The sequence below is a fragment of the uncultured Croceicoccus sp. genome (assembly GCF_947496385.1).
In the GTDB taxonomy this organism is placed as follows: domain Bacteria; phylum Pseudomonadota; class Alphaproteobacteria; order Sphingomonadales; family Sphingomonadaceae; genus Croceicoccus.
The window spans coordinates 133,849-158,085 of sequence record NZ_CANMCP010000006.1 but is presented as its reverse complement, the minus strand read 5'-3'; the positions used below and the strand labels follow the sequence as shown (position 1 = coordinate 158,085).

Annotated in this window: 21 protein-coding genes and 2 tRNA genes; 14 read left to right on the top strand and 9 right to left on the bottom strand. The window is 64.1% G+C overall.

Features of this window, described 5'->3' with window-relative positions:
- Positions 1-9 precede the first annotated feature (9 nt).
- From lpdA to Q0897_RS11230, 3 genes are all read left to right on the top strand, one after another.
- On the top strand, positions 10-1,425 hold the full coding sequence (lpdA, locus tag Q0897_RS11240) for a dihydrolipoyl dehydrogenase (protein WP_299309547.1): 1,416 nt from the start codon (positions 10-12) through the stop codon (positions 1,423-1,425).
- Positions 1,426-1,481: 56 nt separating this feature from the next.
- Positions 1,482-1,742: a hypothetical protein gene (locus Q0897_RS11235; protein WP_299309546.1), complete on the top strand. Its 261-nt coding sequence runs from the start codon at positions 1,482-1,484 to the stop codon at positions 1,740-1,742.
- A gap of 67 nt (positions 1,743-1,809) precedes the next feature.
- Complete coding sequence (locus Q0897_RS11230; protein ID WP_299309545.1) at positions 1,810-2,439, top strand: YitT family protein; 630 nt, start codon at positions 1,810-1,812, stop codon at positions 2,437-2,439.
- A 23-nt stretch (positions 2,440-2,462) separates the two neighbouring features.
- Here the strand turns inward: Q0897_RS11230 and Q0897_RS11225 are convergent, their stop codons facing one another.
- From Q0897_RS11225 to Q0897_RS11215, 3 genes are read right to left on the bottom strand one after another with little or no spacing between them, the layout of a single operon-like run.
- Positions 2,463-2,885, bottom strand: a complete 423-nt coding sequence (locus tag Q0897_RS11225; RefSeq protein ID WP_202084903.1) for a TadE/TadG family type IV pilus assembly protein — start codon at positions 2,883-2,885, stop codon at positions 2,463-2,465.
- A complete protein-coding gene (locus Q0897_RS11220; protein WP_299309544.1) occupies positions 2,882-3,367 on the bottom strand; it encodes a TadE family protein in 486 nt (161 codons plus the stop codon). The genes Q0897_RS11225 and Q0897_RS11220 overlap by 4 nt, the downstream gene beginning before the upstream one ends.
- Entirely contained in the window at positions 3,364-5,394 is a 2,031-nt protein-coding gene (locus tag Q0897_RS11215; RefSeq protein WP_299309543.1) for a pilus assembly protein, read from the bottom strand. The genes Q0897_RS11220 and Q0897_RS11215 overlap by 4 nt, the downstream gene beginning before the upstream one ends.
- 259 nt (positions 5,395-5,653) lie before the next feature.
- Here Q0897_RS11215 and Q0897_RS11210 point away from each other — a divergent pair, with 259 nt between their 5' ends.
- Together Q0897_RS11210 and Q0897_RS11205 are read left to right on the top strand one after the other, a co-directional pair.
- Complete coding sequence (locus Q0897_RS11210; protein ID WP_299309542.1) at positions 5,654-6,736, top strand: hemolysin family protein; 1,083 nt, start codon at positions 5,654-5,656, stop codon at positions 6,734-6,736.
- 176 nt (positions 6,737-6,912) lie between these two features.
- Positions 6,913-7,131, top strand: a complete 219-nt coding sequence (locus Q0897_RS11205; protein ID WP_299309541.1) for a YrhK family protein — start codon at positions 6,913-6,915, stop codon at positions 7,129-7,131.
- Positions 7,132-7,497: 366 nt separating this feature from the next.
- On the opposite strand, the gene Q0897_RS11200 is transcribed toward Q0897_RS11205, so the two are convergent.
- Positions 7,498-10,140 carry a TonB-dependent receptor gene (locus Q0897_RS11200; protein ID WP_299309540.1) on the bottom strand — a complete coding sequence of 881 codons (2,643 nt, stop codon included), beginning with the start codon at positions 10,138-10,140 and terminating at the stop codon, positions 7,498-7,500.
- 37 nt (positions 10,141-10,177) lie between these two features.
- Positions 10,178-12,649: an exo 1,3/1,4-beta-D-glucan glucohydrolase gene (locus Q0897_RS11195; protein ID WP_299309539.1), complete on the bottom strand. Its 2,472-nt coding sequence runs from the start codon at positions 12,647-12,649 to the stop codon at positions 10,178-10,180.
- Between the two features lie 116 nt (positions 12,650-12,765).
- On the opposite strand from Q0897_RS11195, the gene Q0897_RS11190 reads away from it, so the two are divergent.
- Positions 12,766-13,863: a LacI family DNA-binding transcriptional regulator gene (locus Q0897_RS11190; protein ID WP_366519932.1), complete on the top strand. Its 1,098-nt coding sequence runs from the start codon at positions 12,766-12,768 to the stop codon at positions 13,861-13,863.
- On the opposite strand, the gene Q0897_RS11185 is transcribed toward Q0897_RS11190, so the two are convergent.
- The gene (locus Q0897_RS11185; protein ID WP_299309538.1) at positions 13,860-15,302 is read right to left on the bottom strand and encodes a glycoside hydrolase family 6 protein; all 1,443 of its coding nucleotides are present in this window, start codon (positions 15,300-15,302) and stop codon (positions 13,860-13,862) included. The genes Q0897_RS11190 and Q0897_RS11185 overlap by 4 nt on opposite strands.
- 1 nt (position 15,303) lies before the next feature.
- A tRNA-Ser gene (locus tag Q0897_RS11180) sits at positions 15,304-15,393 on the bottom strand.
- A gap of 144 nt (positions 15,394-15,537) precedes the next feature.
- On the opposite strand from Q0897_RS11180, the gene Q0897_RS11175 reads away from it, so the two are divergent.
- From Q0897_RS11175 to Q0897_RS11145, 7 genes are all read left to right on the top strand, one after another.
- On the top strand, positions 15,538-16,578 hold the full coding sequence (locus tag Q0897_RS11175) for a lytic transglycosylase domain-containing protein (protein ID WP_299309537.1): 1,041 nt from the start codon (positions 15,538-15,540) through the stop codon (positions 16,576-16,578).
- Positions 16,579-16,609: 31 nt separating this feature from the next.
- On the top strand, positions 16,610-17,836 hold the full coding sequence (locus Q0897_RS11170) for a D-alanyl-D-alanine carboxypeptidase family protein (protein ID WP_299309536.1): 1,227 nt from the start codon (positions 16,610-16,612) through the stop codon (positions 17,834-17,836).
- On the top strand, positions 17,833-18,477 hold the full coding sequence (tmk, locus tag Q0897_RS11165; RefSeq protein ID WP_299309535.1) for a dTMP kinase: 645 nt from the start codon (positions 17,833-17,835) through the stop codon (positions 18,475-18,477). Before Q0897_RS11170 ends, tmk begins: the two co-directional genes overlap by 4 nt.
- A 123-nt stretch (positions 18,478-18,600) precedes the next feature.
- The gene (gene efp / locus Q0897_RS11160) at positions 18,601-19,164 is read left to right on the top strand and encodes an elongation factor P (RefSeq protein ID WP_299309534.1); all 564 of its coding nucleotides are present in this window, start codon (positions 18,601-18,603) and stop codon (positions 19,162-19,164) included.
- A gap of 40 nt (positions 19,165-19,204) precedes the next feature.
- The gene (locus tag Q0897_RS11155; protein ID WP_299309533.1) at positions 19,205-20,026 is read left to right on the top strand and encodes an inositol monophosphatase family protein; all 822 of its coding nucleotides are present in this window, start codon (positions 19,205-19,207) and stop codon (positions 20,024-20,026) included.
- Positions 20,027-20,082: 56 nt separating this feature from the next.
- Positions 20,083-20,166: transfer RNA gene (locus tag Q0897_RS11150), tRNA-Leu, on the top strand.
- Between the two features lie 123 nt (positions 20,167-20,289).
- Complete coding sequence (locus tag Q0897_RS11145; RefSeq protein ID WP_299309532.1) at positions 20,290-22,047, top strand: SLC13 family permease; 1,758 nt, start codon at positions 20,290-20,292, stop codon at positions 22,045-22,047.
- A gap of 5 nt (positions 22,048-22,052) precedes the next feature.
- Here the strand turns inward: Q0897_RS11145 and Q0897_RS11140 are convergent, their stop codons facing one another.
- Positions 22,053-22,679 carry a winged helix-turn-helix domain-containing protein gene (locus Q0897_RS11140; protein WP_299309531.1) on the bottom strand — a complete coding sequence of 209 codons (627 nt, stop codon included), beginning with the start codon at positions 22,677-22,679 and terminating at the stop codon, positions 22,053-22,055.
- A gap of 118 nt (positions 22,680-22,797) precedes the next feature.
- On the opposite strand from Q0897_RS11140, the gene Q0897_RS11135 reads away from it, so the two are divergent.
- Positions 22,798-23,079 carry a hypothetical protein gene (locus Q0897_RS11135; RefSeq protein WP_299309530.1) on the top strand — a complete coding sequence of 94 codons (282 nt, stop codon included), beginning with the start codon at positions 22,798-22,800 and terminating at the stop codon, positions 23,077-23,079.
- Positions 23,080-23,132: 53 nt separating this feature from the next.
- Here Q0897_RS11135 and Q0897_RS11130 read toward each other — a convergent pair whose 3' ends face one another.
- Positions 23,133-24,227: a DUF475 domain-containing protein gene (locus Q0897_RS11130; RefSeq protein ID WP_299309529.1), complete on the bottom strand. Its 1,095-nt coding sequence runs from the start codon at positions 24,225-24,227 to the stop codon at positions 23,133-23,135.
- Between the last annotated feature and the right edge of the window lie 10 nt (positions 24,228-24,237).

Sequence of the window (24,237 nt, the reverse complement as noted above, 5' to 3'; positions counted from 1 at the left end):
AGTTTTTCAGTGGCTGACAGCTATGACGTGATCGTTCTGGGTTCGGGGCCGGGCGGCTATGTGGCGGCGATCCGCGCCGCGCAGCTCGGGCTGAAGACGGCAATCGTGGAGCGCGAATTGCTGGGCGGGATCTGCCTCAACTGGGGCTGTATCCCGACGAAGGCGTTGCTGCGCTCGGCCGAAATCCTGCACTACATGCACAATGCAAAGGATTACGGCCTCGCGGCAAAGGAGATCGAGGCCGATCTCGACGCGGTGGTGAAACGGTCGCGCGGGGTGGCGTCGCAGCTCAACAAGGGCGTGACGCACCTGATGAAGAAAAACAAGATCGCGGTGCATATGGGCACCGGCAAGGTCGCCGGAAAGGGCAAGCTGTGCGTCACCGACAAGGATGGCAAGACGCAGGAATTGTCGGCGAAGCACATCATTGTCGCGACCGGCGCCCGCGCGCGCGAGCTGCCCTTTGCCAAGGCAGACGGGAAGCGGATCTGGACCTATCGCCATGCGATGACGCCGTCCGAAATGCCGACGAAGCTGCTCGTCATGGGGTCGGGCGCCATCGGCATCGAATTTGCCAGCTTCTACAACGATATGGGCGCGGATGTGACCGTGGTCGAAATGCTCGACCGGATCGTGCCGGTGGAGGATGAGGAAGTGTCCGCATTCCTTCAGAAAGCGTTGACGAAGCAGGGCATGAAGATCGTCACGGGCGCAGGTGTCGAAGCGCTCGACGTCGGCGCGAAGGGCGTCAAGGCGAAGATCAAGAGCGCGGATGGCAAGGTCACCGAAACCGAGTTCAGCCACGTTATTTCCGCGGTCGGGATCGTGCCCAATACTGAGGACGTGGGCCTGGAAAGCCTGGGCGTGAAGATGGAGCGCGGCTTCATCCAGATCGACGATTTCGGACGCACCGGGGTCGATGGCGTGTGGGCGATCGGCGATTGCACGCCCGGCCCGTGGCTCGCCCACAAGGCCAGCCACGAAGGCGTGGCCGCCGCCGAATCCATCGCCAAGGAACTCGGCAACAAGGACGTTCACCCCCACGGGCTCGACCGCAACAATATTCCCGGCTGTACCTACTGCCACCCGCAGATCGCCAGCGTCGGCCTGACCGAGGCCAAGGCGAAAGAGGCCGGGCACGAGGTGAAGGTCGGCAATTTCCCGTTCATCGGCAATGGCAAGGCGATCGCGCTGGGCGAGGCCGAAGGGTTCATCAAGACGGTGTTCGATGCAAAGACCGGCGAATTGCTCGGCGCGCATATGATCGGCGCCGAGGTGACCGAATTGATTCAGGGCTATGTCGTTGGCAAGACCTTGGAAACGACCGAGGCGGAGTTGATGAATACGGTGTTCCCGCATCCGACTTTGTCCGAAATGATGCATGAAAGCGTGCTGTCCGCCTATGGCAAGGCGCTGCATATCTGAGGCGTGATGGAACGGGGCGCGGTTTTCGACCGTTGGTCATGCAAAGGAGAAACCGCATGAGCGACGACGAATACACCCCCGTTCCCAAACGCCCCGATCCGGCCAAGGAAAACGCTGTCGATCCCGGCGCTGTACCGGGCAAGGGCAAGCCAGCGGATTCGGCGAACAAGGATCCGGACGACATGCCCAAGGGGGAGAACCCCGCCGGCAACAGCCAGTTGCACAACACGGCGAAATTCAATTCCGAAGTCAGGCCGCAGGATTATCCCGAAGACGAACGCCGCGCGAGCCAGCTGACAGGGGGTCCCAAGAAATAACGGGATTCTGACGTGCCGGTAATGCCGGCGCTTGCCGGAGACGCCGCGCTGGGATAGCGGCGGTCCGGTGACCGAAAAGACGCAAGACACCGCATTTCCGCAACCTCGACCCCACGGCGTTGCGGAAGATATCTATGGGCTCGTGACCGGTGCGTTGCTGATGGCGATCGGGCTCACCTTGATGAAGGCGAGCGGCATCGTCACAGCGGGCATGGGCGGGGTCGCCCTGTTGATGACGTACAAGGTGGGATGGACCGTCGACGGTTGGTTCTGGACCTTGAACCTGCCGTTTTTCGTGCTGGCGCTGTCGGCGATGGGGCGGGGATTCCTGATAAAGTCGATCGCGGCCGTCACGCTGGTGTCCGTTTGCGCGGCGATCACCCGCATCTCTCTCGACATTTCGGCCATTCATCCCGCGTTTGCGGCGGTGGGTGGCGGGACGGCGGCGGGTGCGGGCATCCTCGCCATGTTGCGGCACAAGGCCGGCGTTGGCGGGGTGACGATCCTCGCCATTTTCCTTGAAAAGAAGTTCGGCTGGAATGTCGGCTGGCTGAGCTTCGTGCTCGACGCGTCTATTATCGCGGTCGCGGTGACCGCCATCCCGTCGGAACTCGTGATTTATTCCGTGCTGTCCGTCGCGGCGGTGAGCGGCATATTGATCGCCTATCACAAGCCTGGACGATATACGGGATATTGACCGGGTGAGGGGCGCGTTCCGGCCTAACTCGTGATCTCTCGCAATTTCGGGAAGCAGGCCCTTGTCGAAAGGGTTTGCGGAAAACCGGGCGCGAGTTCGGACAGAACGGAACGGAACGGCACCTCGATCCGGACGCTATGCGATTCGGCAAAACCCTTGCAGGTGCCCGTATCGCTCGTGACGATGCGGTCGGCGGGCACCGCGATGCCGTAGGCGGCGGCCCGCTCCTTCGCATAGGCGCCGCGCGTTGCGGTATCCTCACAAGTGAGGCTTACGCTGATGCAACGCGCGGTGCTGTACGCGACCTCGTCAATGGTGTGCTGGGTCCAGAACAGCCGCCCGGTTTCGATCACGCCGAAAATCATCATGATCATGATCGGCGCCAGCAGTGCAAATTCGATCACCGCCGCGCCGCCTTCGTCCATCCAGAGCGCGCGAATCTTCATTCCAGCCTCAGCGTCGTGGCGCGCGTCACGGTGTCGCCGCCAAAGGCGCGTTGCGGGACGATGAGCGCCTCGATCGGGGTCGTCGCCTCGACCGTCATGTAATAGCCCGCGCGTGCGCCATTGTCGGGGCACGTCGCCTTGCAGGTATAGGCGCTGTACCCGCCGTCTGCGGAAATGCAGGCGCAGCTGCGATCCATGTTGGTGCATGCATCGACGACGCCGTTGCAGCTCAGGATCACGCTCGTCGCCGTATCGTCGGAAAGCGCGCGGACATAGGCTGGCAGCTGGTCGAAGCGTACGTTTTCGCGATTGTCGAATGCGACGATGGCGCTGGCCGACAAGGCTTCGTCGAGCCGGCTCCGCTTCATGAAAAAGGATCCGATGTCGAGCGCACTCGCCACGACCATGAAGAACAGCATCGACCACAGCGCGAATTCGACCGCAACCGCGCCCGTCTCATCATTGCGGAGAGAGCGGATCATCGGACCAGCCTGATCCGGCTGTTGGCGCGCGTTTCGCCGCCGGCCGATCCGGTCATCAGACATTTGGACCCGGCCGTCGCGCCGCCCGCGGCCTTGATCTCATCCGCGATCAGCATGAAGCATGTGCCGCCATCGGCGGTCGAATTGCCGCCGGCCATCGTCACCGATGCGTTGGGGAAATGGATGGTGCCGGAAAACACGTTGCCGGTCCCGCCGGTCCAGTTCGACGCACCGCTTGCCGCCGAATGGAAAAGGAGTTGCGCGATCTGCGCGCCCGATTGCGAGTAGTCCGGCGCGGAAAGCTTGGTCAGTGCACCGCCCGCCAGCTTGAGGAGGCCTGCAAGAATGAACGTCACATCCTGCCCGGCCATGTCGAAGCCAGCGCCATACGCGCCATAGGTTTCGCCGGTCAGCGAGGAGGTATAGGGCCAGGTCGTGCCCCCCGTGCCGTTCACGAAATCGCCATTGACGGTGTAACGGCCTGCGCCGAAATACACCGAACCGCCGAAATCCATGTCGCCATCGATATAATGGTTCGCGGTGTCGCCGAAGACCATGCGGCTCCCGCCCATCGTCTTGATATCGCCGCCGATCGACGTGCTGCCATCGCCCATCAAAAAACGCGCGCTTCCCGAAAGCGATACCGCCGCGCCGCTTTTCGGTGTGCCGATGATGATATCGCCGTTGCCGATGGCAAGTTCGCTGTCACCTTGAACGTCGATGGATTCCGACACGACGAAATCGCCGTTCCCCATCAAGGTGTCGCCACCGCCGCCCAGTTTGATCGATTTGAAATAATGGTCGCCATCGCCCATGAGCAACGATTGCCCACCGCCGAGATTGAGCGTGTCGTTGATGACGACCTTGCCATCACCCTTGCGATTGGTGCCGAGGAAATCGATCTTTCCGTCGCCGATCCACAGCGTGCCGTCGCCGAAGGTGACGCCGTTCGATCCGCTGTTGAATCCGCCGTTGATGTAAACGTCGCTATCGCCGAAATTGACGGAAGATCCCCCCCCGACCGCGACGCCGTTTGACACCGTAATCCTCGATCCCGACTGGAACACGACATCGATGCCGCCGTCCACCGTCAGGCTGGAAATATCGTAATTGCCCGCGGGGATCACATACCGGTTCGTGTCGCCCACCCGGTATTGCTTCACCGCATTGCTGGGCTTCCATGATAGATCCCATTTTGCGCCGCCTGGCGTGACGGGATTGAACAGTTCGGGCGGCGCTGTGCGAGAGCCCAGCCTGCCGTCTGCCTCCGCGATCTCCAGATTGTCCTTCCACGGATCGAACAGGTCTGTCTTGGCATTGTGACGGTCGGCGAGGGCGGGCAGCTGATTGTTCCACTGCGGCACTTTCAATTCGCCGCCATATCGCAGCGATTCCGCCTTCAGCCAGCCGGAATTGAGCACGATGTCGCCAAGCCCGGCGACGATCTGCGACGCTTCGATCGTGTCGCCCTTGTTCGCGAGACCGCCGATCGCCGCCACCGAACAGCCCGGCGCATTGATCGATGCGCCGCCGTTCACCACCAACGCGTCGTTTCCTGTACTCAGCGCGAGAAAACAGGGCGTGTCGTAGGGCGATTCGCTTTCCACGACGGCGGCGGATACAGCCGACACGGTAAAATTCCCGCCAAGCCCGACCGCCGCAGCGAGGAGATAGGGCACGTCGCGCGTGATCGTGACCTCGACCACCTTGTCACCCTCGTAAGGGTAATCATCGACCAGCTTCGCCTTTACCGTCACGCCGTCCAGGCGGTTCGCGGCGGCGACCACCGCGGCGGCACTTTCCAGATCGACAGAATTGTTGTCCTGATACTCGAGCGCCACACTCAAGGCGGCCATGTCGGCGACGCGCTGATTGACGACTTTCTGCCCGTATCCGCGGCTGAGGTCGAAGGCCAGCCCCGCACCGCCCAGCATGACGGGCAGCGAAAGGGCGGCAAGCGTGGTCACCGATCCGCGCTGATCGCGCAAGATCCTGCGAAACAGCGAGGAAGATAGTCTGCGGGCCATGATCGGTAAAATGGCGCAAAAGGCTTAAGATTTCCTAAACGCCCCGCTTGCGGCGTAATCGCGTCCGGCAATTCCCGTTGCCGCCATCGCATGGCAATGCCGGTCCCGCGGCCGCATCGCCCGTGACCAACGCAGCACGCACGCGTGCCACTTGCGGGACGCCGCGCGACCCATCCGACATGGTGAACGCATTCATCGCCGCCTCGATAAAACGCCCTGCGCAATAGCGCTTTGGCCGCGGCTCTTGTAGGTGGGCGTCATGACCCTGTTGATCTTCTACGTCGCGCTTGCGCTCGTCGTGTCGTTTTTGTGCTCGCTTCTCGAGGCATCGCTGCTCACCATCACGCCGTCCACGATCCGTTCGGCACAGGATCATGGCGCGGGATGGGCGGTGAAGCTCAAGAAGCTGAAGGACGATGTGGAGCGGCCGCTTGCCGCGATCCTGACGCTCAATACCGTGGCGCATACGATGGGGGCGGCGGGCGCGGGCGCGCAATATGCCAAGCTCTACGGCGCGGGAAGCGAGGCCGTGTTCGCGGGCGTGCTGACCCTTGCCGTGCTGATCGTGACGGAGATCATTCCCAAGACCATCGGCGCCCGCTACGCGCCGCGGCTCGCGCCCTTTACCGCCTGGCTGCTGCCCATCCTCATCACGGTTCTGGCGCCGCTGGTGTGGGCATCGCGGCAATTGACGCGGATCATCACGCGCGGACGCCCGGCCGAAATGCCGCATCATCGCGACGAATTGCTGGCGCTGGCGAGCCTTGGCCATGCCTCGGGCCAGATTGAGAGCAGCGAGGTCCGCTTCGTTCAGAACATGCTGCAACTCCACCGGGTCAAGAGCGCCGACGTCATGACCCCGCGGATCGTCGTGTCGAGCCTTCCGATGGATCTCCCGCTGGCCGAACTCGCGACCCGGATACGGGACGTTCCCTATACACGCATTCCCCTTTTCGACGAAAAACCGGACAATATCCGGGGCTTCGTCATCAAGCACGAGGTGTTCGCCAGCCTGTCCGACGATCCGCCGCACGAGGATGTCCAGTCGCTGATCCGCCCGCTGCCCGGCGTGCTGGACGAGGTGACGGTGGACCGTCTTTTCCGCCGCATGATTTCCGATCACCACCATATCCTCGCAGTGGTCGACGAATATGGCACGTTCCTGGGGTTGGTCACGTTGGAGGATGTGCTGGAGACGATTTTCGGGTTCGAGATCGTCGATGAACTCGATGAAATCGCGGATCTTCAGGAATACGCACGCGAACTTGCACGGCGTAGGGCATCCGCATCGCGGCAGGGTCGCGGAGCCGCGTCACCCCCGCGCGAGGGCACGGATCCTTGACCCGGCGGTCATAGATGCATGAAAATGGCGGTGGTAGTATCGCGCCGCCCCATGGTGACGGTGAAGGCGCGTCCCGTGCCGCGATAGCGGCGTAAGACGTCCCGCACGTTTCGAAAGAGGCGCGTTCCGTCCTCCGAAAACGACCGTCCGCACCGTCCCCGATGAAGCAGGATGAGATGACGCATATGTTGAAGACACTGGTAAAGGATTATGGCTGGATCCACACCGCGCTCGGCGTGATGGGCAATGCGACCTTCGTGATCGGAAGCGTGCTCTTTCTGCCGCAATTCGAACAGTTTCAACGTCTGGCCGTGTGGTGCTTCATCGTCGGGTCGGCGTTGATGCTGGTGGGTGCGCTGGGAAGCCTGGCCGTGAAACTTTACGACGATGCATAGCGAGGCACCGCCGGGCAAGTGCGGGTCGGTGTGACGGTTCAAGTGCGCGCGATGTGACCGGCGGGGGGTGCGAATGCCGCAATCTGGCGCCGCGCGGTCTCGGCCTCTGCTGTGTGATAAGGGTCGGGCCGCACCCCATCTCCGCTACAGCGCGCTGAGGTAAGTCATGCCCGGATGGGCGCCGGCACTTCCCTCGTGTCACCTCTATGACCCGGGCAAGCGGCAGCCGATCGCCGGGCTCACGGCGTTCGTGCAAGGCGATGCGCGTGCTCTGATCGCGCAGGGGCGAACCGCCTCGCGAACGGGCAGGGAAGGGGCCGCCGCCCGCCGTGGCGAACATGCGGCCCCTTTGCCATCTTGCCCCGTCTAGAACGTGATGCGCCCGCGCAGGCCGTAGGTCCGCGCATCGTTGAGGAAGCGAATGTTGAGGGCCGACCCCACGAGTGCCTTTTGCGAAACCTCCTCGTCGAGGAAATTGCTCGCCCACGCCTCCAGACGGAAATTCCCGATCGTGTAGCCCGCCCCGAGATTGAGCGTCACGAAACCGCTCTGCCGATCGGGAAAGCCCGCGTCGAGCGCATCCTGCCGCGCCCCGTCGAGGAAGACGATGTCATCCTCGTTGAACTGGGTAAGGAAGAACGAGGAGCGGTATTTGAGGAGAGCCTGCCAGTCGAACTGACCCTCGCCGATATCGAACCATTGCGAGAGGCGCGCGCTCAGGTTCATCTTGGACGCCAGCGGCAGGCGATTGCCGACGAGGCTGATGAGCGGGGATTCGCCCCCGGCATCGTTATCCTGCGCGCGCGGATCGGCCACCACGCCCTTCGTGATCTCGGTATCGAGATAGGCCGCATTGAGATCGAGCGCATAGTTCGCCGGAAGTTTCAGCTTCAGCTCGGCCTCCGCGCCATAGATCCGGGACGCGCCGATGTTGCGATTGACGAGCGAGTAGCCATTGCAGACCGGCGGCGCCTGCGTCTCGTCGAGATTGATGCAGGTCAGGTCCTGAAAAACCTGATCCGAATAGTCGTAGTAGAAGCCGGTGAGGTTGAAGATCGCGCGGCGTCCGAACGCGTCGAAGCTGTTCCGGCTACCCGCCTCATACACGATGATCTCTTCGGGGCTGTATGTCTCGGGTATGGTCGAGCCATTGAAGCTGTCATTGAAACCGCCCGATTTGTGGCCGGTCGACACCTTGGCATAAAGCATGGTGTCGGCGCTCAAATCGAATTCGATCCCGGCACGCCAGTCGATGAAATCGAACTCGGCCTGACCGATCTGCTGATCCGGGATGGTGAGTTCGACGAAGCTGAAGCCGCCGTTCGCGTTCGCCGGGCAGTTCACGAACCCGTTGTCGATATCGGGACGGTCGATACAGGTCCCGTTGGGGTTCGTTCCATTCGCGATCGCGCCGATCTGATCGATCAACGTATCGCGAAGGCCGGGCGTGCGGATTCCTTCGATCAGGAATTGCGCGCGCTGTTGCGGGGTCGTGATCCCGCTCACGTCGAAATTGGGGCGGCCAAGGAGGTTGGGCCGGAAACCCTCGGTCCCCAAACGCGTGCCAAAGCAGCAGGAGAAATCCTCCCCGCCCAGCGTCAGCGCCCAGTTGCCGCCGATGCCGTAGCGCGACTTCTGCTCTTCGGTGTAGCGCAACCCGCCAAAGATACGCAGCCGGTCCGTGACGTCGTAAGTCCCGTCGCCGAAGAATGCGAAGCTCTCGCCATTGACGTCGGGCATCGTGAATTCGGTACCCGAGTAACAGCAATACCCACGGTCGGCGAGCGCGAGATAGCCGACCGCCTGGTCCTCCTTGAAATAGAACCCGCCCAGGTTCCAGCGCAGGCGCTGATCGTCATTGGCGGACAGACGCAGCTCATAGACCTGGCTCTTGGATTTCGCCTGCCAGAAATTGTTCGAGAAATTGTCATATTCCTGCGCATTGAGGTCGCGGCCCGGATAGTCGATGCCTTCGCTGCTGGCATTGGCCTGCTCGAAATCGACGGAGCGGTAGCTGCCGGTGAATTCGGCGGTGAACGTGTCGAACTCGTAGGCGAGCCGGCCCTGTACGCCCCAAAGCTCGTTCTCCATGTCGCCCTGCATCCCGCGATAGACGACGTCCTTCAGGTCGAGCTTGTCGGGCCGCAGGCCGGTAGCGATGACCGCGGTATAGATATTCGCGCCGGGATAGCCGGTGCCCGTTTCCATGCCGTAATCGCCCACGAAGGAAATGCTCAGCCGATCGTCCGGCTCCCAGAGAAAGGACAGGCGCCCGGCGTAGTTCTCTTCGAGGCCCGCGGGCTTGAGCTGGCTCGCCTGTTCGCCCGTGGAGACATTGCGAAAGCCGAAGTCGCGATTGACGTAATAGCCTGCTGCACGCACCGCCATGGTGTCGCCAAGCGGTATGTTGAGCGCACCCTCGGCCCCATAGGACGAGCGATTGGCGATCTCGGCCTGCGCATAGCCGCCAAATTCGCCCAGCCGCGGCTTGGCGGTGATGATGTTGAGCGTGCCGGCCAGCGCGTTGCGGCCATAGAGCGTGCCCTGCGGCCCCTTGTTCACCTCCACCCGTTCAAGATCGTAGAACATCAGGCCGAGCCCGCGCGGGCGCGGAATGTAAACCCCGTTGAGATGCGGCGCGGCACCGGGATCCCCCAATTCGGTATTGTTCGCAGAGCCGACCCCGCGAATGAAGATTTCCACATTGCCTTCCTGATTGGCGATGCTGAGCCCGGGGACGGCGACCTGAAGGTTGCGCAGGTCCCTGATGCCGTCCTGGCGCAATTGCTCGGCGTCGATGGCCTGCACCACGCCGGCCACGTCCTGAAGATTCTCCTCCCGGCGGTTGGCGGTTACCATGATGACATGTGTGTCATCGTCGGTATCCTGCGCCTCGGCCGGATCGTCTGCGGGCGCGGGCGCGGGCGCTGTCTGCGCCTGTGCAGGCAGCGCTGCGACGGAACACAGCAGAATGGTGGCGAATGCCCTTGCGAATTTCGTATTGGTCATGGTGTCCTCCCCTTCGATCTGTCGGTGCAGATCGCGCTTATTGACATGAAACTTGGTTGCCCGACGGCGACACGATCCGCGCCGACGACAGTGTGAGATCGAGCCGGCCTTCGGTGACCAGCATCATCGGCGCATCGACGCGACCCATGTCGACGCCGGCTTTTTCGAAACAGCTGAGCGGGATCGTCAGCCGCGTCCAGGTCCCGCCCTGCGCCGCCTTCGTCAGCACCGCGCCGAGCGGAAAGCCGCCAGCGCATCCCTCGCCGCAGGTCATCATCAGCGTCACGTCCTCGGTCGGCGCGGAATTGACCCTGAATTGCAGTTCGAGCGCGAGATCGCCGTTGGTTTGCCGCGTGAGATCCGCCGGGCTGTCCTGCACGATGGCGGCTGCGGCGCGGCCCTTGCCGGTGAAGCGCAGGCGCACTGAATCTTCCTGTGCATTGCGGTCGGCCCGCTCGATCGTGATGAGGTCGGGGCCGGGGTTCGTCGCGAGCGCGCCCGGCGTGCCGATCAGCAATCGCCGTCTCGCACCGACACGCCCGGCGTTGAACAGTACGCTATCGTCGACCGGCGCGGCGGAGGCGCGATCCTCGGGCAGCATGGCAAGTTCGCCGTCGTCCGCCGTGGTCAGCCCGAAGCCATAGGGGAACAACGGATCGTAATCCGCATCGCCGATGTTCAACGCGGTCTGGTCGCTGGATTTCGGCCAGCTATAGGGCAGCTTGCCGGTAAATTCGGCGTCCCCGAACAGGACATCGGCGATACCGCCACCCTCGGAGCCCGGAAGCCAGGCGGCAACGAAGGCATCCGATGCGTTGATGAAGGGATTGGCCCACATCGCGCGGCCCGACAGAAACACCGATACGGTCGGTATCCCCTTCGCGCGAAGCGAGCGGAGCAGGACAAGACTGGCCTCATCGTCATAGCCGACGTCGGCCCGGTCGCCCTGAAATTCTGCGTAAGGCTCTTCCCCGAACACGACGATCGCGACATCCGGCCTCGTCGCATAGGCGCCATCGGCCGAAAGCGTGGCGGTCCCCCCTGCTGCGTCGACGATTTCCTCGATCCCTTCCCAGATCGACTGCGCATGGGGAAAGTCGGAGCGCTTGGTGCCCGTTCCCTGCCACGTCAGCGTCCAGCCGCCGGTCTGCTTGGTGAGATTGTCGGCCCCGTCGCCGGTGACCAGCACGTTCGCCCCGCTGTCGAGGGGGAGCACGCCGTTCGCATTCTTCAGCAGCACCAGCGATTTTCGCACCGCCTCGCGCGCCACCGCGCGGTGGTCGGCGCTGCCCAGGCGTTCGAACTGGCCAGCATAGGGGCGCGAGGAGGGCTTGCCCGCCTCGAAAAGCCCGGCCCGCAGTTTGACGCGCAGGATGCGCCGCACCGCGTCGTCGAGCCGGTCCATCGGCAGCGTACCGTCCCGCGCGTCCGCCAGCGTGGATGCGTAGAGCGCCTTCCAGCTGTCGGGCGCCATGTACATGTCGAGGCCCGCGATGACCGACTGCGCGCAATCGGTCGCGGTGCAGCCAGCGACCTGCCCATGGCCGTTCCAGTCGCCAACGAGAAACCCGTCGAAGTTCCAGCGATCCTTGACCACGCCGGTCAGCAAGGACCGGTTGCCATGCATTTTCGCCCCGTTCCAGCCTGAAAAGCTGACCATGACCGACTGCACGCCCGCCTCGATCGCGGGGAGATAGGGCGCGCTGAACAAATTGCGCAGGCCGGTCTCCGTAATCCGGGTGTCGCCCTGGTCCTTGCCGCCGGTGGTGCCGCCATCGCCCAGGAAATGCTTGGCCGTGGCGATGATGTGCGGCCCGCGCAGCCAATCTTCGTCGCCGATCTTTCCCTGCAACCCCTCGATCAGCGGGGCGGCGTAGGCGGTGGCGATCTCCGGCGTCTCGCCAAACCCTTCGTAGGTCCGGCCCCAGCGATCGTCACGCACCACGGCGAGCGTGGGGGCGAATGTCCAGTCGAGGCCGGTCACGCGCATCTCGACCGCGGTGATTTCGCCGATGCGGCGCAACAGTTCGGGGTCACGCGCGGCGCCGAGGCCGATATTGTGCGGAAACAAGGTGGCGCCGACGACATTGTTGTGACCGTGCACCGCGTCGCTGCCCCAGATGATCGGAATGCGCGGCAGCTTGCCATCGCGCTTCATCGAGGCGGCGTAGAACGCATCGGCCGCCTTCAGCCATTGCGGGGCGGGCGCATTATAGGCACCGCCCGGCGTCGAATTGCCGCCGTTGAGGATCGAGCCGAGGTGATACCGGCTGACATCCTCGGGGGTGACACTTCCGATGTCGGCCTGAATGATCTGCCCGACCTTCTGCTCCAGCGACATCGCGGCGATCAGTGCCTCGATCCGCTGCTCGCTTGCCGCATCGCGCGCGATGGGCGCCGACAGGGCCGGCCATAGAGAGGGATCGGCGATCGCCGACGAATCCGGTTGTGCCGCAAGCGGAGCGGCCGCCAGCGCCGCGCCAAGCGCGCCCGCCATCGTTCCCGCCATGAATCTAGCCCTGCCAAACAGCACCCGTCTCTCTCCCTGCTTATGACAACGTTTACCGTCGTTGCTGACAACGTTTACCGGCGTCTATCGACAGGTGTCAAGAGAGTCGCTAACCCATATCCGCCGGCAGGGTCGGCGAGGGGGCCGGCGGCGCGCTTTTTCCGGAGGATTGTGCTATTTCCAAACGATCCACGATCGTCGACGTCGCCGAACTCGCCGGGGTGTCGATCAAGACGGTTTCGCGCGCCCTGAACGACGCCCCGCATGTCAGCACCGATGCCCGCGAACGTGTGCGCGCCGCGGCGGCGAAACTCGATTATCACCCCAATATCGCGGCACAGAGCCTGATCGCGCGGCGCAGCTACCTGATCGGGCTGACCTACGAACGGCCGAGCCCGAGTTATGTCGTCGAATTGCAGAACGGTGCGCTCGCCCGGCTCGAGGATTCGCGCTTCCGCCTGGTGGTGCTGCCGTTTCGCGACGTGGCGAACCGGCCGACCGAACTGGGGCGCCTGCTCGTGCGGGCCGGTCTGGACGGGGTGGTGCTCGCCCCTCCTGCCTGCGATCAGGACGATCTGCTCGAAATGCTCGACCGGCAGAAGCTGCCCTATGCGCGGATCACGCCCCATCGGGAGATGGCGCGCGGCATCGTGGCGACGATCGACGAGGTTGCCGCCGGCCACGCGATCGCCGCGCATCTGCTGTCCATTGGGCATCGCCGCATCGGGATCATCATGGGCGACCCCTCGCATGCTGCGTGCGCGGCGCGGATGGAGGGGTATCGCCGGGCCTTCGCGGAGGCCGGTGCGGCGATCGACGATCATCTGATCGTGACCGGCGATTTCACCTATGACGTGGGCTACGCCGTTGCGGCGGATCTGCTCCGCCGTGCACCCCAGCCCACCGCGATCCTGGCGCAGAACGACGATATGGCGGTGGCGGCGATGGCCGCCGTGCGCGACCGCGGCATGGCCGTGCCGGCGGATGTATCGGTTGCCGGGTTCGACGATTCCGAAGTGTCCCGCACGGCCTGGCCGCAATTGACCACCGTGCGTCAGCCGGTCAGCGAACTGGCATGGGACGCGACCGACCGGCTCATTGCCGCGCTCGAGACGGAGCGCGACGGTAGCAGCAAGTACGCCGCGTCACCGGCCCCGCGCGGCGATCATGCCCATGAATTGTTCGTGCGGAGTTCGACCGCACCGCCGCGCTAATCCCGGATCAGCGGCGGGACCGCGTTCCGGATCAACTCGCGGGCCTGCACCGGGAACCAGCCACCCGCACGCGGCGCCGCGATCCCGCGCGCGGGGTCGGTCGGGCCACCGGTTCCGCGATAGCATTCACCGTCGGATTCTCCGGGAATCTTGATCCAAAGATACGCATCGACATAGGGATTGCCGGTATCGAGCGCAGGCCGGCGACCAAGCCCGCGACCGGGCGGATTGCACCAGATTTCCGCGTCGGAATATGTGTTCGCCGGCGGATCCCACGATCCCGTTCCATTGCGGCTGGTATCTATGATTGCGTGTTTCTGCGATGCGGGCGCCCGCGCGATGCCGGCGCGTGCGAACAGCGCGTCATAAGCCGCATCGGTCGCGGTCCAAGAGCTGGAATCGGCGAAATCGGCGGGATGATATTGGCTCGGGCATGTGCGCGGATCGGTTTCCCCCCCTGTCACGAGGGCGAGGCAATCGCTGATCCAGCGGGCGTAATGGAGCAGGCGGAGGTCGCTTTCGAAATTGGATACGTTGAGGAAATATCCGTCCGCGCGGGCGACATTCGCGCGGATGAGCCGGTTGGCGGCTTCGCCCGGGGCGAGCCATCCGCTGCCCGTTCCGTCGAGGTAGATGCGCACGTTGGGCAAGGTGGCGAGGATTTCCACCGCCGTGCTCAATTGCGCAAACCGTGTCGCGGCGGCATCGTTGTTCGCGCTGTTCCCGGGTTGGCAATGCTCCAACTCGCCGTCGAGCGTGCGATGCCATGGGATCGCGCCCAGGCTGTCGGGTTCGAGCACGACGATTGCGGCACGTTCGCCGATGCCGGCTGCAAAGCCTTCGATCCAGGCGCGATAGGCATTGCTCCCCGCCGCGCCCCCGGCGGAATAGAGCGCGCAATCCCGCCCGGGAATATTGTAGGCAACGAGGACCGGCAGGGCATTCTGCGCGGCCGCTGCGTCAACGAGGCTTGCAACCTGCCGTTCCACTTCGTCAGGCGTCCCATCGGAAAACCATGTCGCGGTGGGAATGCGGCCGAGGGCAAGGGCATCCCGGCGCGCTTCCCCGTCCAGCCGTTCCGCCGCGGCGAGCGTGGTGCTGTTAGGATTGACGTATAAAGCGGGCTGCGCCTGCGCCAAAGACGCAGCGCCCAGTCCGAGCGCCATGTGTGCCGCGAAGCCGGCCATGAACCGTAATTTTGCCATCGCCAATGTCTGCCAGCATCGCACGATCGTGACAATCGGAAGGCGCGATGGGACGGTGTAAAATGGCAATTTCGCCGTATTGCAACGGGCCGTGTCGATAGCGCGGATCGCCGGACCGGACGAAAATCGCACCGCAGGACCGGATTTCGGCTTTGAAGGCGCGCCCGAATCGGCGACGAGGCCGCGAATGCCAATGATGTCGGGCATCCGGCGCCCCGTGTCGGTCGGTGCCATGTGGCGGAAGCGGTGGGATTCGAACCCACGATACGGTTGCCCGTATGCCAGTTTTCAAGACTGGTGCCTTCAACCGCTCGGCCACGCTTCCACATCATCGCCATCGTTCGTCGCGGCAATCGCGGCTGCGTCGCTAGCCAAAAGCAGCGGCTTTGTCACGCCACATCGCGCATGGGGGGGCATTCGTCGCATGTCGCAATTCACACGGCCGTGTTCCTGTGCCATGAGCCTGAACATGCTGAAAAAACTTCGCGCCGCCGTGCGCCTTCCCTCGTTCGCCGGTGCCGCCGTCGCGCTTTTGCTGGCCTCGCCGTCATCGGCGCAGACGCTCACGCAGGCGGGCTTCGATGCCTATCTCGATCAGGTTGCCGCCCGCGCGCGGCAGCAGGGCGTGTCGGACCGCGCAATCGCCACGGGGCTTTCGGGTCTCACGCTTAATCCCCGCGTGGTCGAACTCGACCGGCCGCAGGCGTCCAACCCCAATTCGGTTCCGCCGCCCTTTGCCCCCTATCGCGAGCGCCATGTCGATTCCGCGCGGATCAACGGCGGCATCCGCGCCTACGCCCGCAATGCCTCGCTCTTTCCGGAGATCGAACGGCGCTATGGCGTGCCGGGCGAGGTGCTCGTCGCGATTTGGGGGCATGAAACCAATTACGGCAGCTACATGGGCGGGTTCGACCTGCCGCGCTCGCTCGCCACGCTCGCGTATGAAGGGCGCCGCCGCGACCTGTTCGAAGGCGAGCTTATCGCCGCGCTCAAGATGATCGACCAGGGCGTCGCACGTTCGCAACTGGAGGGGAGCTGGGCCGGCGCGTTCGGCAATCCGCAATTTTTGCCGAGCGTGTGGCTGCGCCTCGCCGTCGACGGCGACGGGGACGGGGATCGCGACATCTGGAACAGCAATGCCGATACGCTGCATTCCATCGCCAATTATTTCAGGAGCGCGGGCTGGCGTCCGGGCGAACCCTGGGGCGTGCCCGCCGCCGTGCCGGCGGGGTTCGACATGGGTCCGCAGCGCACCGACCTCGTCGCGCCGCGTTGCCCGCGCGTCTTTGCCCGGCACAGCCAGTGGAAGACCGTGCGCGAATGGAAGGCGCTCGGCATTCGTCCGCAAGGCGCGATCCCGGATGACAGTTTCGCCGTATTGTTCGAACCCGACGGGCGCGGGAACACGGCCTATCTGCTGACCTCGAACTATCGCGTGATTCTCGATTACAACTGTTCCAACTATTACGCGCTTTCGGTAGGGCTGCTGGCCGATGCGATAAGGCGTTGATCTGACGCCGCCGCGCTGATGACGGGATGACATGACCGGATTGACTCTTCGCCGAACGCTTTTCGGCCTGACCGCGGCCGTGATGGTGGGCGGCGCGCCCCTGCTTTACGCACAGGCGGATCGCGGTGACGGGGCAGGGGGCACAGCCTCGGTTGCGCCCGCCCCGCCGCTTGCGCCCGCCCCTCCGCAAAGCCTCGACGGTGCGCCCATCGCGCTGATGTACGATCTGGGCTCCAACCGGACCCTGCTCGCCCGCGAAACCGACCGGCGGTTCATTCCCGCCTCGCTGACGAAGCTGATGACCGCCTACACCGCGTTTGAAATGGTGAAGGAGGGGCGCATCGCTCTCGATCAGGTCATCACGGTCGATCCCGAAACGGCGCGGCAGTGGAGCCGGCGCGGTTCCTCCATGTTCGTGCGCGCAGGCGACCGGATCACCATCGATACGCTGCTCGCGGGGATCGTGACGGTGTCGGCGAACGACGGCTGCGTCGTGCTGGCCAAGGGGGTTTCGGGCAGCGTCGACGGATTTACCCGCGAAATGAATGCCCAGGCGCGCAAGCTGCGCATGACCGACAGCCATTTCAACACGCCCAATGGCTGGCCGGACGAGGGGCGCACCTACACCAGCGCGCGCGATCTCGCCAAGCTGACCAAGGCGATCCTGACCGACCATCCCGATCTTTACCGGCGCTATTTCGCGATGGAGGAGTTCAGCTTCAACGACATCACGCAAAAGCATCACAACCCGATCCTGGGCGCGGTGGCGGGCGCGGACGGGTTGAAGACCGGCTTCACCAACGAGGCGGGCTATGGCTTCGTCGGGTCGGCACAGCGGGACGGGCGACGGCTCATCATGGTGGTCGGCAACACCGAAACCTCGCGGGAGCGCAAGCAGATCTCGCGCGATTTCATGGAATGGGGCTTTGACGAATGGTCGACGACGCGATTGTTCGGGAAGGACGCGGAAATCGGCCGGGTCAAGGTGCAGGGCGGCAGCCACACCAGCGTCGCGGTCGCCGCGCCGCGCCCCGTTTTCGTCACCACCCCGATCGGGAAGGCGCCGAACCCGTCGGTCCGCATCGTTTATCAAGGTCCGGTCGTCGCCCCCATCCGCAAGGGGGAGCGCATCGCCGAACTGCACGTCAATAACGGCAACGGCAAGTCGAGCCGGATGGATCTCGTCGCGATGGAGGATGTCGCGCCTGCCAATCGCTGGCAGCAATTGCGCAACGGTTTGCTGGGGCTGGTCGATTGACGGGGGTCTTCATCGCGGTCGAGGGGATCGACGGGTGCGGCAAGACCGGCTTTGCGCAGGCGCTTGCCGGTCATCTGACGCAGCGCGGCAAAGAAGTGGTGGCCACGCGCGAGCCGGGGGGATCGCCGCAGGGCGATGCGATCCGTGCGCTGATCCTGTCGGGCGCGGACGATTCTTGGGACGATCGGTCCGAGCTTTTGTTGATGACGGCGGCGCGGATCGAACATGTGCGGCGCACGATCCGCCCCGCGCTCGATGCCGGGCGCTGGGTCGTGTGCGACCGGTTCGTCGGCTCCACCATCGCGTATCAGGGGGCGGGGCGCGGGCTTCCGGTGGATTTCATCCGCATGTTGCACGCCCGCACGATCGGCGATTTTTTCCCCGACCTGACCGTCGTGCTCGACCTCGATGCCGGGACCGGCCTTGCGCGCAGCCGCAAACGGCTGACGCGCGATGGCAGCGGGGAGGACCGTTTCGAAACGCTGACGCAGGAATTTCACGCACGCGTGCGGCAATCCTTCCTCGATCAGGCGGCGGCGGATCGCGCGGCGCATGTCGTCATCGATGCCTCCCGATCGCAGGACCAGGTGATTGCCGATGCGCTCGCCGCGGTCGACGCATGGCTCGATGCGCGGGGGTGATGCGGCCATGACGCAGGGGCGCGGATCCATGCTGCGCCTTGTGCCGGGAGGTTGCACCGGCTAAGGGCCGCGACATATCCGAACCATCGACAGTTTTTTGCAAACCATTCAAGGTCCAGCCTCATGAAGATCAGCGGCGTCGACATTCGCCCCGGCAATATTCTCGAATATGAAAAAGGCATCTGGAAGGTCGCCAAGATTCAGCACACGCAGCCCGGCAAGGGCGGTGCCTACATGCAGGTCGAGATGAAGAACCTGATCGACGGGCGCAAGACGAACGTGCGTTTCCGCAGCGCCGACACGGTCGAGAAAGTGCGCCTCGACCTCAAGGATTTTCAGTATCTGTATGCCGATGATGAAACCCTCGTCTTCATGGATACCGATACGTTCGAACAGATTCAGCTTCCCGCCGACCTGCTCGGCGATGCGGCGGCCTTCCTTCAGGACGGCATGCAGGTCACGCTCGAAATGTATGACGAGCGCCCGATCAGCGTCGCGCTTCCCGAACAGGTCGAGGCCGAGGTCGTCGAGGCCGACGCCGTGGTGAAGGGGCAGACCGCCTCTTCGAGCTACAAGCCCGCCGTGCTCGACAATGGCGTGCGCGTCATGGTCCCGCCCCATATCGAAAGCGGCACGCGCATCATCGTCGACGTGTACGAGCGCAGCTATGTCGGCAAGGTCAGCTGATCTTTCCCTTACGTCCCTGATTTGAAAAGCGAATAGAAGAATGGCCCTTTCCGGCATCATCCGCGTCATGGAACGCGCCGCGCGCAAGGCGGGTTCGCGCCTGCGCCGCGATTTCGGCGAGGTCGAACACCTTCAGGTCAGCCGCAAGGGGCCCGCCGATTTCGTGTCGAAGGCGGACCGCGCCGCCGAACGCACGTTGTGGGACGAATTGCGCGCCGCACGGCCGGGCTGGGGCTTTCTCATGGAGGAAGGCGGCACGATCGACGGCGACGAGGACAAGCCGCGCTTCATCATCGATCCGCTCGACGGGACGACCAACTTTCTCCACGGCATGCCGCATTTCGCGATTTCGATCGCGGTGCAGGAGCCCAAGCTCGACCGCAGCGGTTGGGGCGAGGTCACCGCCGCGCTCGTCTATCAGCCGATCACGGACGAAAGCTTCTGGGCCGAAAAATCGCGCGGAGCGTGGCTCCACGATGCGCGGCTGCGCGTGTCGGCGCGACGGGATCTTGCCGATTCGCTGATCGCGACGGGCACGCCCTATGGCGGGCATGGCAATTTCACGGAATGGTCGAAAATCGCGAACGCCATCGGCCCGCGCGTGGCCGGGTTGCGCAGGTTCGGTGCGGCCTCGCTCGATCTCGCATGGGTGGCTGCGGGCCGTTACGAAGGGTTCTGGGAAAGCGATCTCAGCCCGTGGGACACTGCCGCCGGGTGCCTGCTCATTCGCGAGGCAGGCGGTTTTGTGTCCGACTGGAAGGGGCGCTCCCTTCCGGTCTGCGACAAGACGGTGCTTGCCGGTAATGACGCGGTTCATTCGCGGCTTCACAAGCTTCTCGTGGGCGCACTCAAGGGGGATTGATGCGCGCAGCCCTCCCGGCTAAGGCCGGGGAGCGTCGCCTGTGACCGGGCGGCTGTGCCCCTGTGGCGGAATGGTAGACGCGAACGACTCAAAATCGTTTGTCGCAAGACGTGCCCGTTCGAGTCGGGCCAGGGGCACCATTTCATGTAAAGGCGAACGTCGCCCCGGTGGGCGGATTGACGCGCCATATGGCGCTCTGTCTCGCAGGGTGTTAGGACTTTTGGTCTATGCCGGGCTTGCCGTCCTATCACGCCGCTGCCGCGATGGCGCTGACGATCGCGATGTTCGTTGCCTTTGCGCGCGGGCGGATCAAGACCGAAATCGTCAGCCTCGTCACCATCGCGATCATCGCGCTGGGCCTCTATTTCTGGCCGCTTGATTCCATCGACCGCAATGCCGGGCTTGCCGTCGCGTTCAGCGGTTTCGGCCACCCGGCGCTCATCACCATCTGCGCGCTGATGATCATGGGCCGGGGGCTGGTGGTCACGGGCGCGCTGGAGCCGGCGACGCTGTTCCTCGACCGGGTGTGGAAGTTCAATCCGCGCATCGGCATGCTGGTGTCGCTGATGCTGGCGATGGGGCTGTCGATGATGGTCAACGACACGCCGGTGCTGGTGCTCCTGCTCCCGGTGTTCGTGCAGCTGGCCGAACGCGGCGCGATGCCCGCGTCCAAAACGCTGATCCCGCTCAACGCCGCGGTGCTGATCGGTGGGATGGCGACGACGATCGGTACGTCGACCAACCTGCTCGTCGTGTCCATTGCCGAGGATCTGGGCATGCCGCCGCTGCGCGTGTTCGATTTCACGCCGATCGTTCTGCTCGCCGCTTTGGTGGCGATTCCCTATCTCTGGCTGGTGATGCCGAAGCTCCTGCCGGACAACGGCCTGACCGCGATGCGCACGAAACGGCGGTTTTCCGCGACGCTGCGCATTGACGAGGACAATGAGCTGATCGGCATGACGCCGAACGACCTCGCCGATCGCCTGCCCGAAGGTTTCGCCTTCGAAGGACCGCAGGACCGGCAGATCACGGCGAGTTCGCGCATTCCCGTAAGCGGCACGCATCGCGCCCTCGAAGAGGCGATGCGCGTGTTCAAGGGGCGGGTCGCGCCGGCGTGGGTGGTCGAACGCATCCGCGCCGCCGCGCGCCGCCAAAGGCTCGACGTGGTGGTCGTCGAAATGGCGATTACCGCCGAATCGCGGCTCGTCGGGCTGACCATTCCGTCGTCCGGCGTGGCGGGGCAATTCGGCGTCGCCGTACTCGGCATTCATCAGCAGAATAAATCCGACGACCGCGGCCGCCACGAATATTCGGAACTGACGCTCAAGGTCGGCGACGTGCTGCTCGTCATGGGATCGCTCGCCGAAATTGAGGAATTTGCCGAGACGGATCAGCTGCTCCTGCTCGAAGGGGCGAAGGAAGTGCCCCGCCGGTCGAAGGCGGTGCTGGCCGCGGCGATCATGCTGGGCGCGGTTCTGTCGGCGAGCATCGGGCTCTGGCCCATCGCGGTGTCGGCGCTGGGCGGCGCGATCGCGATGTTCGTGACCGGCTGCGTGAAGTTCGACCGGGTTGGGCGCGCCCTGTCCGCCAATGTCATCGTGCTCGTCGCGGCGAGCATCGCGATCGGGCGCATCATCCTCGAAAGCGGGGCGGCCGAATGGCTCGGCCTCGTAATGTCGGCGGGCTTGCAATATCTGCCGGCGGCCGGCGTGCTGGTCGCGATCATGCTGTTCGTGACGCTGCTCACCAATTTCGCGTCGAACGCGGCGGCGGCCACCGTCGGCACGCCGATCGCCTTCAACATCGCCAACACGCTGGACCTCCCGCAGGAGCCGCTGATCCTCGCCGTGCTGTTCGGGTGCAATCTGTGCTATGCGACGCCGATCGCGTATCAGACCAACATGCTTATCATGGAGGAGGGGGGCTACGACTTTGCCGATTACCTTCGGACCGGCGTGCCGCTCGTGCTGTTGATGGCGACGACGCTCTCGATCCTGCTGGTCATATTCTACGGGATGTAGCGAGATTACGCGATGGTATGGCGCGGCGTTCCATCGCCCAGCCGGTATCCGACGCCCGGTTCGCTGAGGATATAGCGCGGCAGATCGGGTTCCGGTTCCAGCGCATGCCGCATGTGCCCGATCGCCACGCGCAGATATTCACGCCGTCCCGCCGCATGTTCGCCCCATGTCTGCGCGAGCAGCGTTTCATGCGTCACGAACCCGCCCCGCGCCGCCCATAAAAGCGCGAACACGCCCGCGCCACGCTCCCGTAACACGACATCGCGCCCGTCGATCCGAACGGTTGCCGGCGGACGGAATTCGACGCCGTCCGGCCGTGCCGCCCCGTTTTCCAGGAAACGCAGCCGCGCACGCAGATCGGCCGGTTCGACGGGCCCGCTCTGCAGAAATTCGTCGACCCCCTGCTCTAGCGCGTCCTCACGCTCCCGGATCTGCGCCGCGGTGGCGAGCGCGAGGACGATGCGTCCCTCGCTGCGCCGCGCGGCAATCCGCTGTGGCGCGTCGGGGAGGGACAGGCTCACGCAGGACAGCGTCGCCGGGACGGGAATGGCGGGAAGGGCAGCCATCGCGGCGACCCATTCCTCACGCTCCGGCGCGGTGGTGTCGGCAAGAATGTCCGGGGCGACCTCCATCCGGTGCTTGTCCGACGAACAGGCGACGAGTGCAACGAAATTCCGCGCCGCCGCCTCCGCGCGGAACGGAAACCTCCTATCCGGAGTTTTCAACGACTGGATAAACAAGGAGGCCGCCATGGTCGAAGAACGCGTCACCGAAACCCGCACGCCCGAAGGCAACACGCATACCCATACCGAAGTCTATCACGACAGCCCCCGCAAATCCGGCGGGGCCGGCTGGGCGATCTTCGCGGTGCTTCTTCTGGCCGTGCTGGTCGGCGGGTTTTTCCTGATGCAGGGGAGCGGGGCCGAAGTCGCCAAGGACAACGCCATTGCCGAGGCCGCCGGCGATGTGGGCAATGCCGCGCAAAGCGTGGGCGATGCGGCCAACGATGCAGCGGACAATCTGGGCAACTGAACGTCCAGACCGCCGATGGACCCGCCGTAATGTGCGGCGGGTCCGGACGCGGATCAGGAGGAAACCGGCCCGCCGGACGGTCCGGCCTCGGCATTGGCCTCCGCGGCGTCCTCGGGATGCTTGCGCGCATGGCGGATCGACCAGAACAGCGACAACCCGATCAGCGTCGCGCCGATCAGCCCGGTGATCGTTTCTGGGATATGCACGACCGCGGATGCCAGCATGATCGCGCCCAGCACGATAATCGCCCAGAACGCCCCATGTTCGAGATAGCGATATTGCGAAAGCGTGCCCGCCCGTACCAGGTGAATGGTCATCGAACGCACGAACATCGCGCCGATCGACAGGCCCAGCGCGATGATGAGCATGTTGTTGGTCAGCGCGAACGCCCCGATGACCCCGTCAAAGCTGAAGCTGGCATCGAGCACCTCGAGATAGAGGAACCCGCCGAGCCCGGACCGCGCGGCGCCGGATGCGGCGTTGTTGTCCGCCATGTCGAGCAGCGTGCCGATCGCCTCGACCACGATATAGGTCAGCAGGCCCAGCATGCCCGATGTCAGGAAGGTCAGTGCCTCGGCATCGGGAAGCGCCAGCGATATGAGATAGAGCGCCAGCACGAGGACCGCGATAGCCGCCGCATCGATATTCGAAACCTTTGCAAGAAAGCGTTCTATCACACTGATCCAGTGGACTTCCTTGTCCGCATCGAAAAAGAATTTCAGCCCCACCATGGTGAGGAACGCGCCCCCGAAACCGGCGATGCCGATATGCGCATCGGATACCAGCGCCTCATAGGTTTCCGGATCGTTCAGCGACAGGTTCAACGCCTCGATCGGGCCGATGCTGGCCGCGATCGCCACGATGGCGAGCGGAAACACGATGCGCATGCCGAACACCGCGATCGCGATGCCCCAGGTGAGGAAGCGTCGCTGCCATTTTTCGTCCATGTCGCGCAGGACCGTGGCATTAACGACCGCATTGTCGAACGACAGCGATATTTCGAGGATCGAGAGCACGACCACGATCCACAGGACCGAAAGCATGCCCGACACCCCATCGCCCTGCGCAAATCCGAGCCATACGGAAAGCGCCAGCGCCACGAAGGTGAAAAGGAACGAGCCTTTGTAATGGGCAAGGAGTGTCTGCAAGACGGTTCAA

Coding starts and splice junctions, on each gene's coding strand:
- Q0897_RS11235 (WP_299309546.1), top strand. CDS start 1,482: ATGAGCGACGACGAATACACCCCCGTTCCCAAACGCCCCGATCCGGCC.
- Q0897_RS11225 (WP_202084903.1), bottom strand. CDS start 2,885: ATGAAGATTCGCGCGCTCTGGATGGACGAAGGCGGCGCGGCGGTGATC.
- Q0897_RS11220 (WP_299309544.1), bottom strand. CDS start 3,367: ATGATCCGCTCTCTCCGCAATGATGAGACGGGCGCGGTTGCGGTCGAA.
- Q0897_RS11215 (WP_299309543.1), bottom strand. CDS start 5,394: ATGGCCCGCAGACTATCTTCCTCGCTGTTTCGCAGGATCTTGCGCGAT.
- Q0897_RS11210 (WP_299309542.1), top strand. CDS start 5,654: ATGACCCTGTTGATCTTCTACGTCGCGCTTGCGCTCGTCGTGTCGTTT.
- Q0897_RS11205 (WP_299309541.1), top strand. CDS start 6,913: ATGACGCATATGTTGAAGACACTGGTAAAGGATTATGGCTGGATCCAC.
- Q0897_RS11200 (WP_299309540.1), bottom strand. CDS start 10,140: ATGACCAATACGAAATTCGCAAGGGCATTCGCCACCATTCTGCTGTGT.
- Q0897_RS11195 (WP_299309539.1), bottom strand. CDS start 12,649: ATGGCGGGAACGATGGCGGGCGCGCTTGGCGCGGCGCTGGCGGCCGCT.
- Q0897_RS11185 (WP_299309538.1), bottom strand. CDS start 15,302: ATGGCACCGACCGACACGGGGCGCCGGATGCCCGACATCATTGGCATT.
- Q0897_RS11175 (WP_299309537.1), top strand. CDS start 15,538: ATGCTGAAAAAACTTCGCGCCGCCGTGCGCCTTCCCTCGTTCGCCGGT.
- Q0897_RS11170 (WP_299309536.1), top strand. CDS start 16,610: ATGACCGGATTGACTCTTCGCCGAACGCTTTTCGGCCTGACCGCGGCC.
- efp (WP_299309534.1), top strand. CDS start 18,601: ATGAAGATCAGCGGCGTCGACATTCGCCCCGGCAATATTCTCGAATAT.
- Q0897_RS11155 (WP_299309533.1), top strand. CDS start 19,205: ATGGCCCTTTCCGGCATCATCCGCGTCATGGAACGCGCCGCGCGCAAG.
- Q0897_RS11145 (WP_299309532.1), top strand. CDS start 20,290: ATGGCGCTGACGATCGCGATGTTCGTTGCCTTTGCGCGCGGGCGGATC.
- Q0897_RS11140 (WP_299309531.1), bottom strand. CDS start 22,679: ATGGAGGTCGCCCCGGACATTCTTGCCGACACCACCGCGCCGGAGCGT.
- Q0897_RS11135 (WP_299309530.1), top strand. CDS start 22,798: ATGGTCGAAGAACGCGTCACCGAAACCCGCACGCCCGAAGGCAACACG.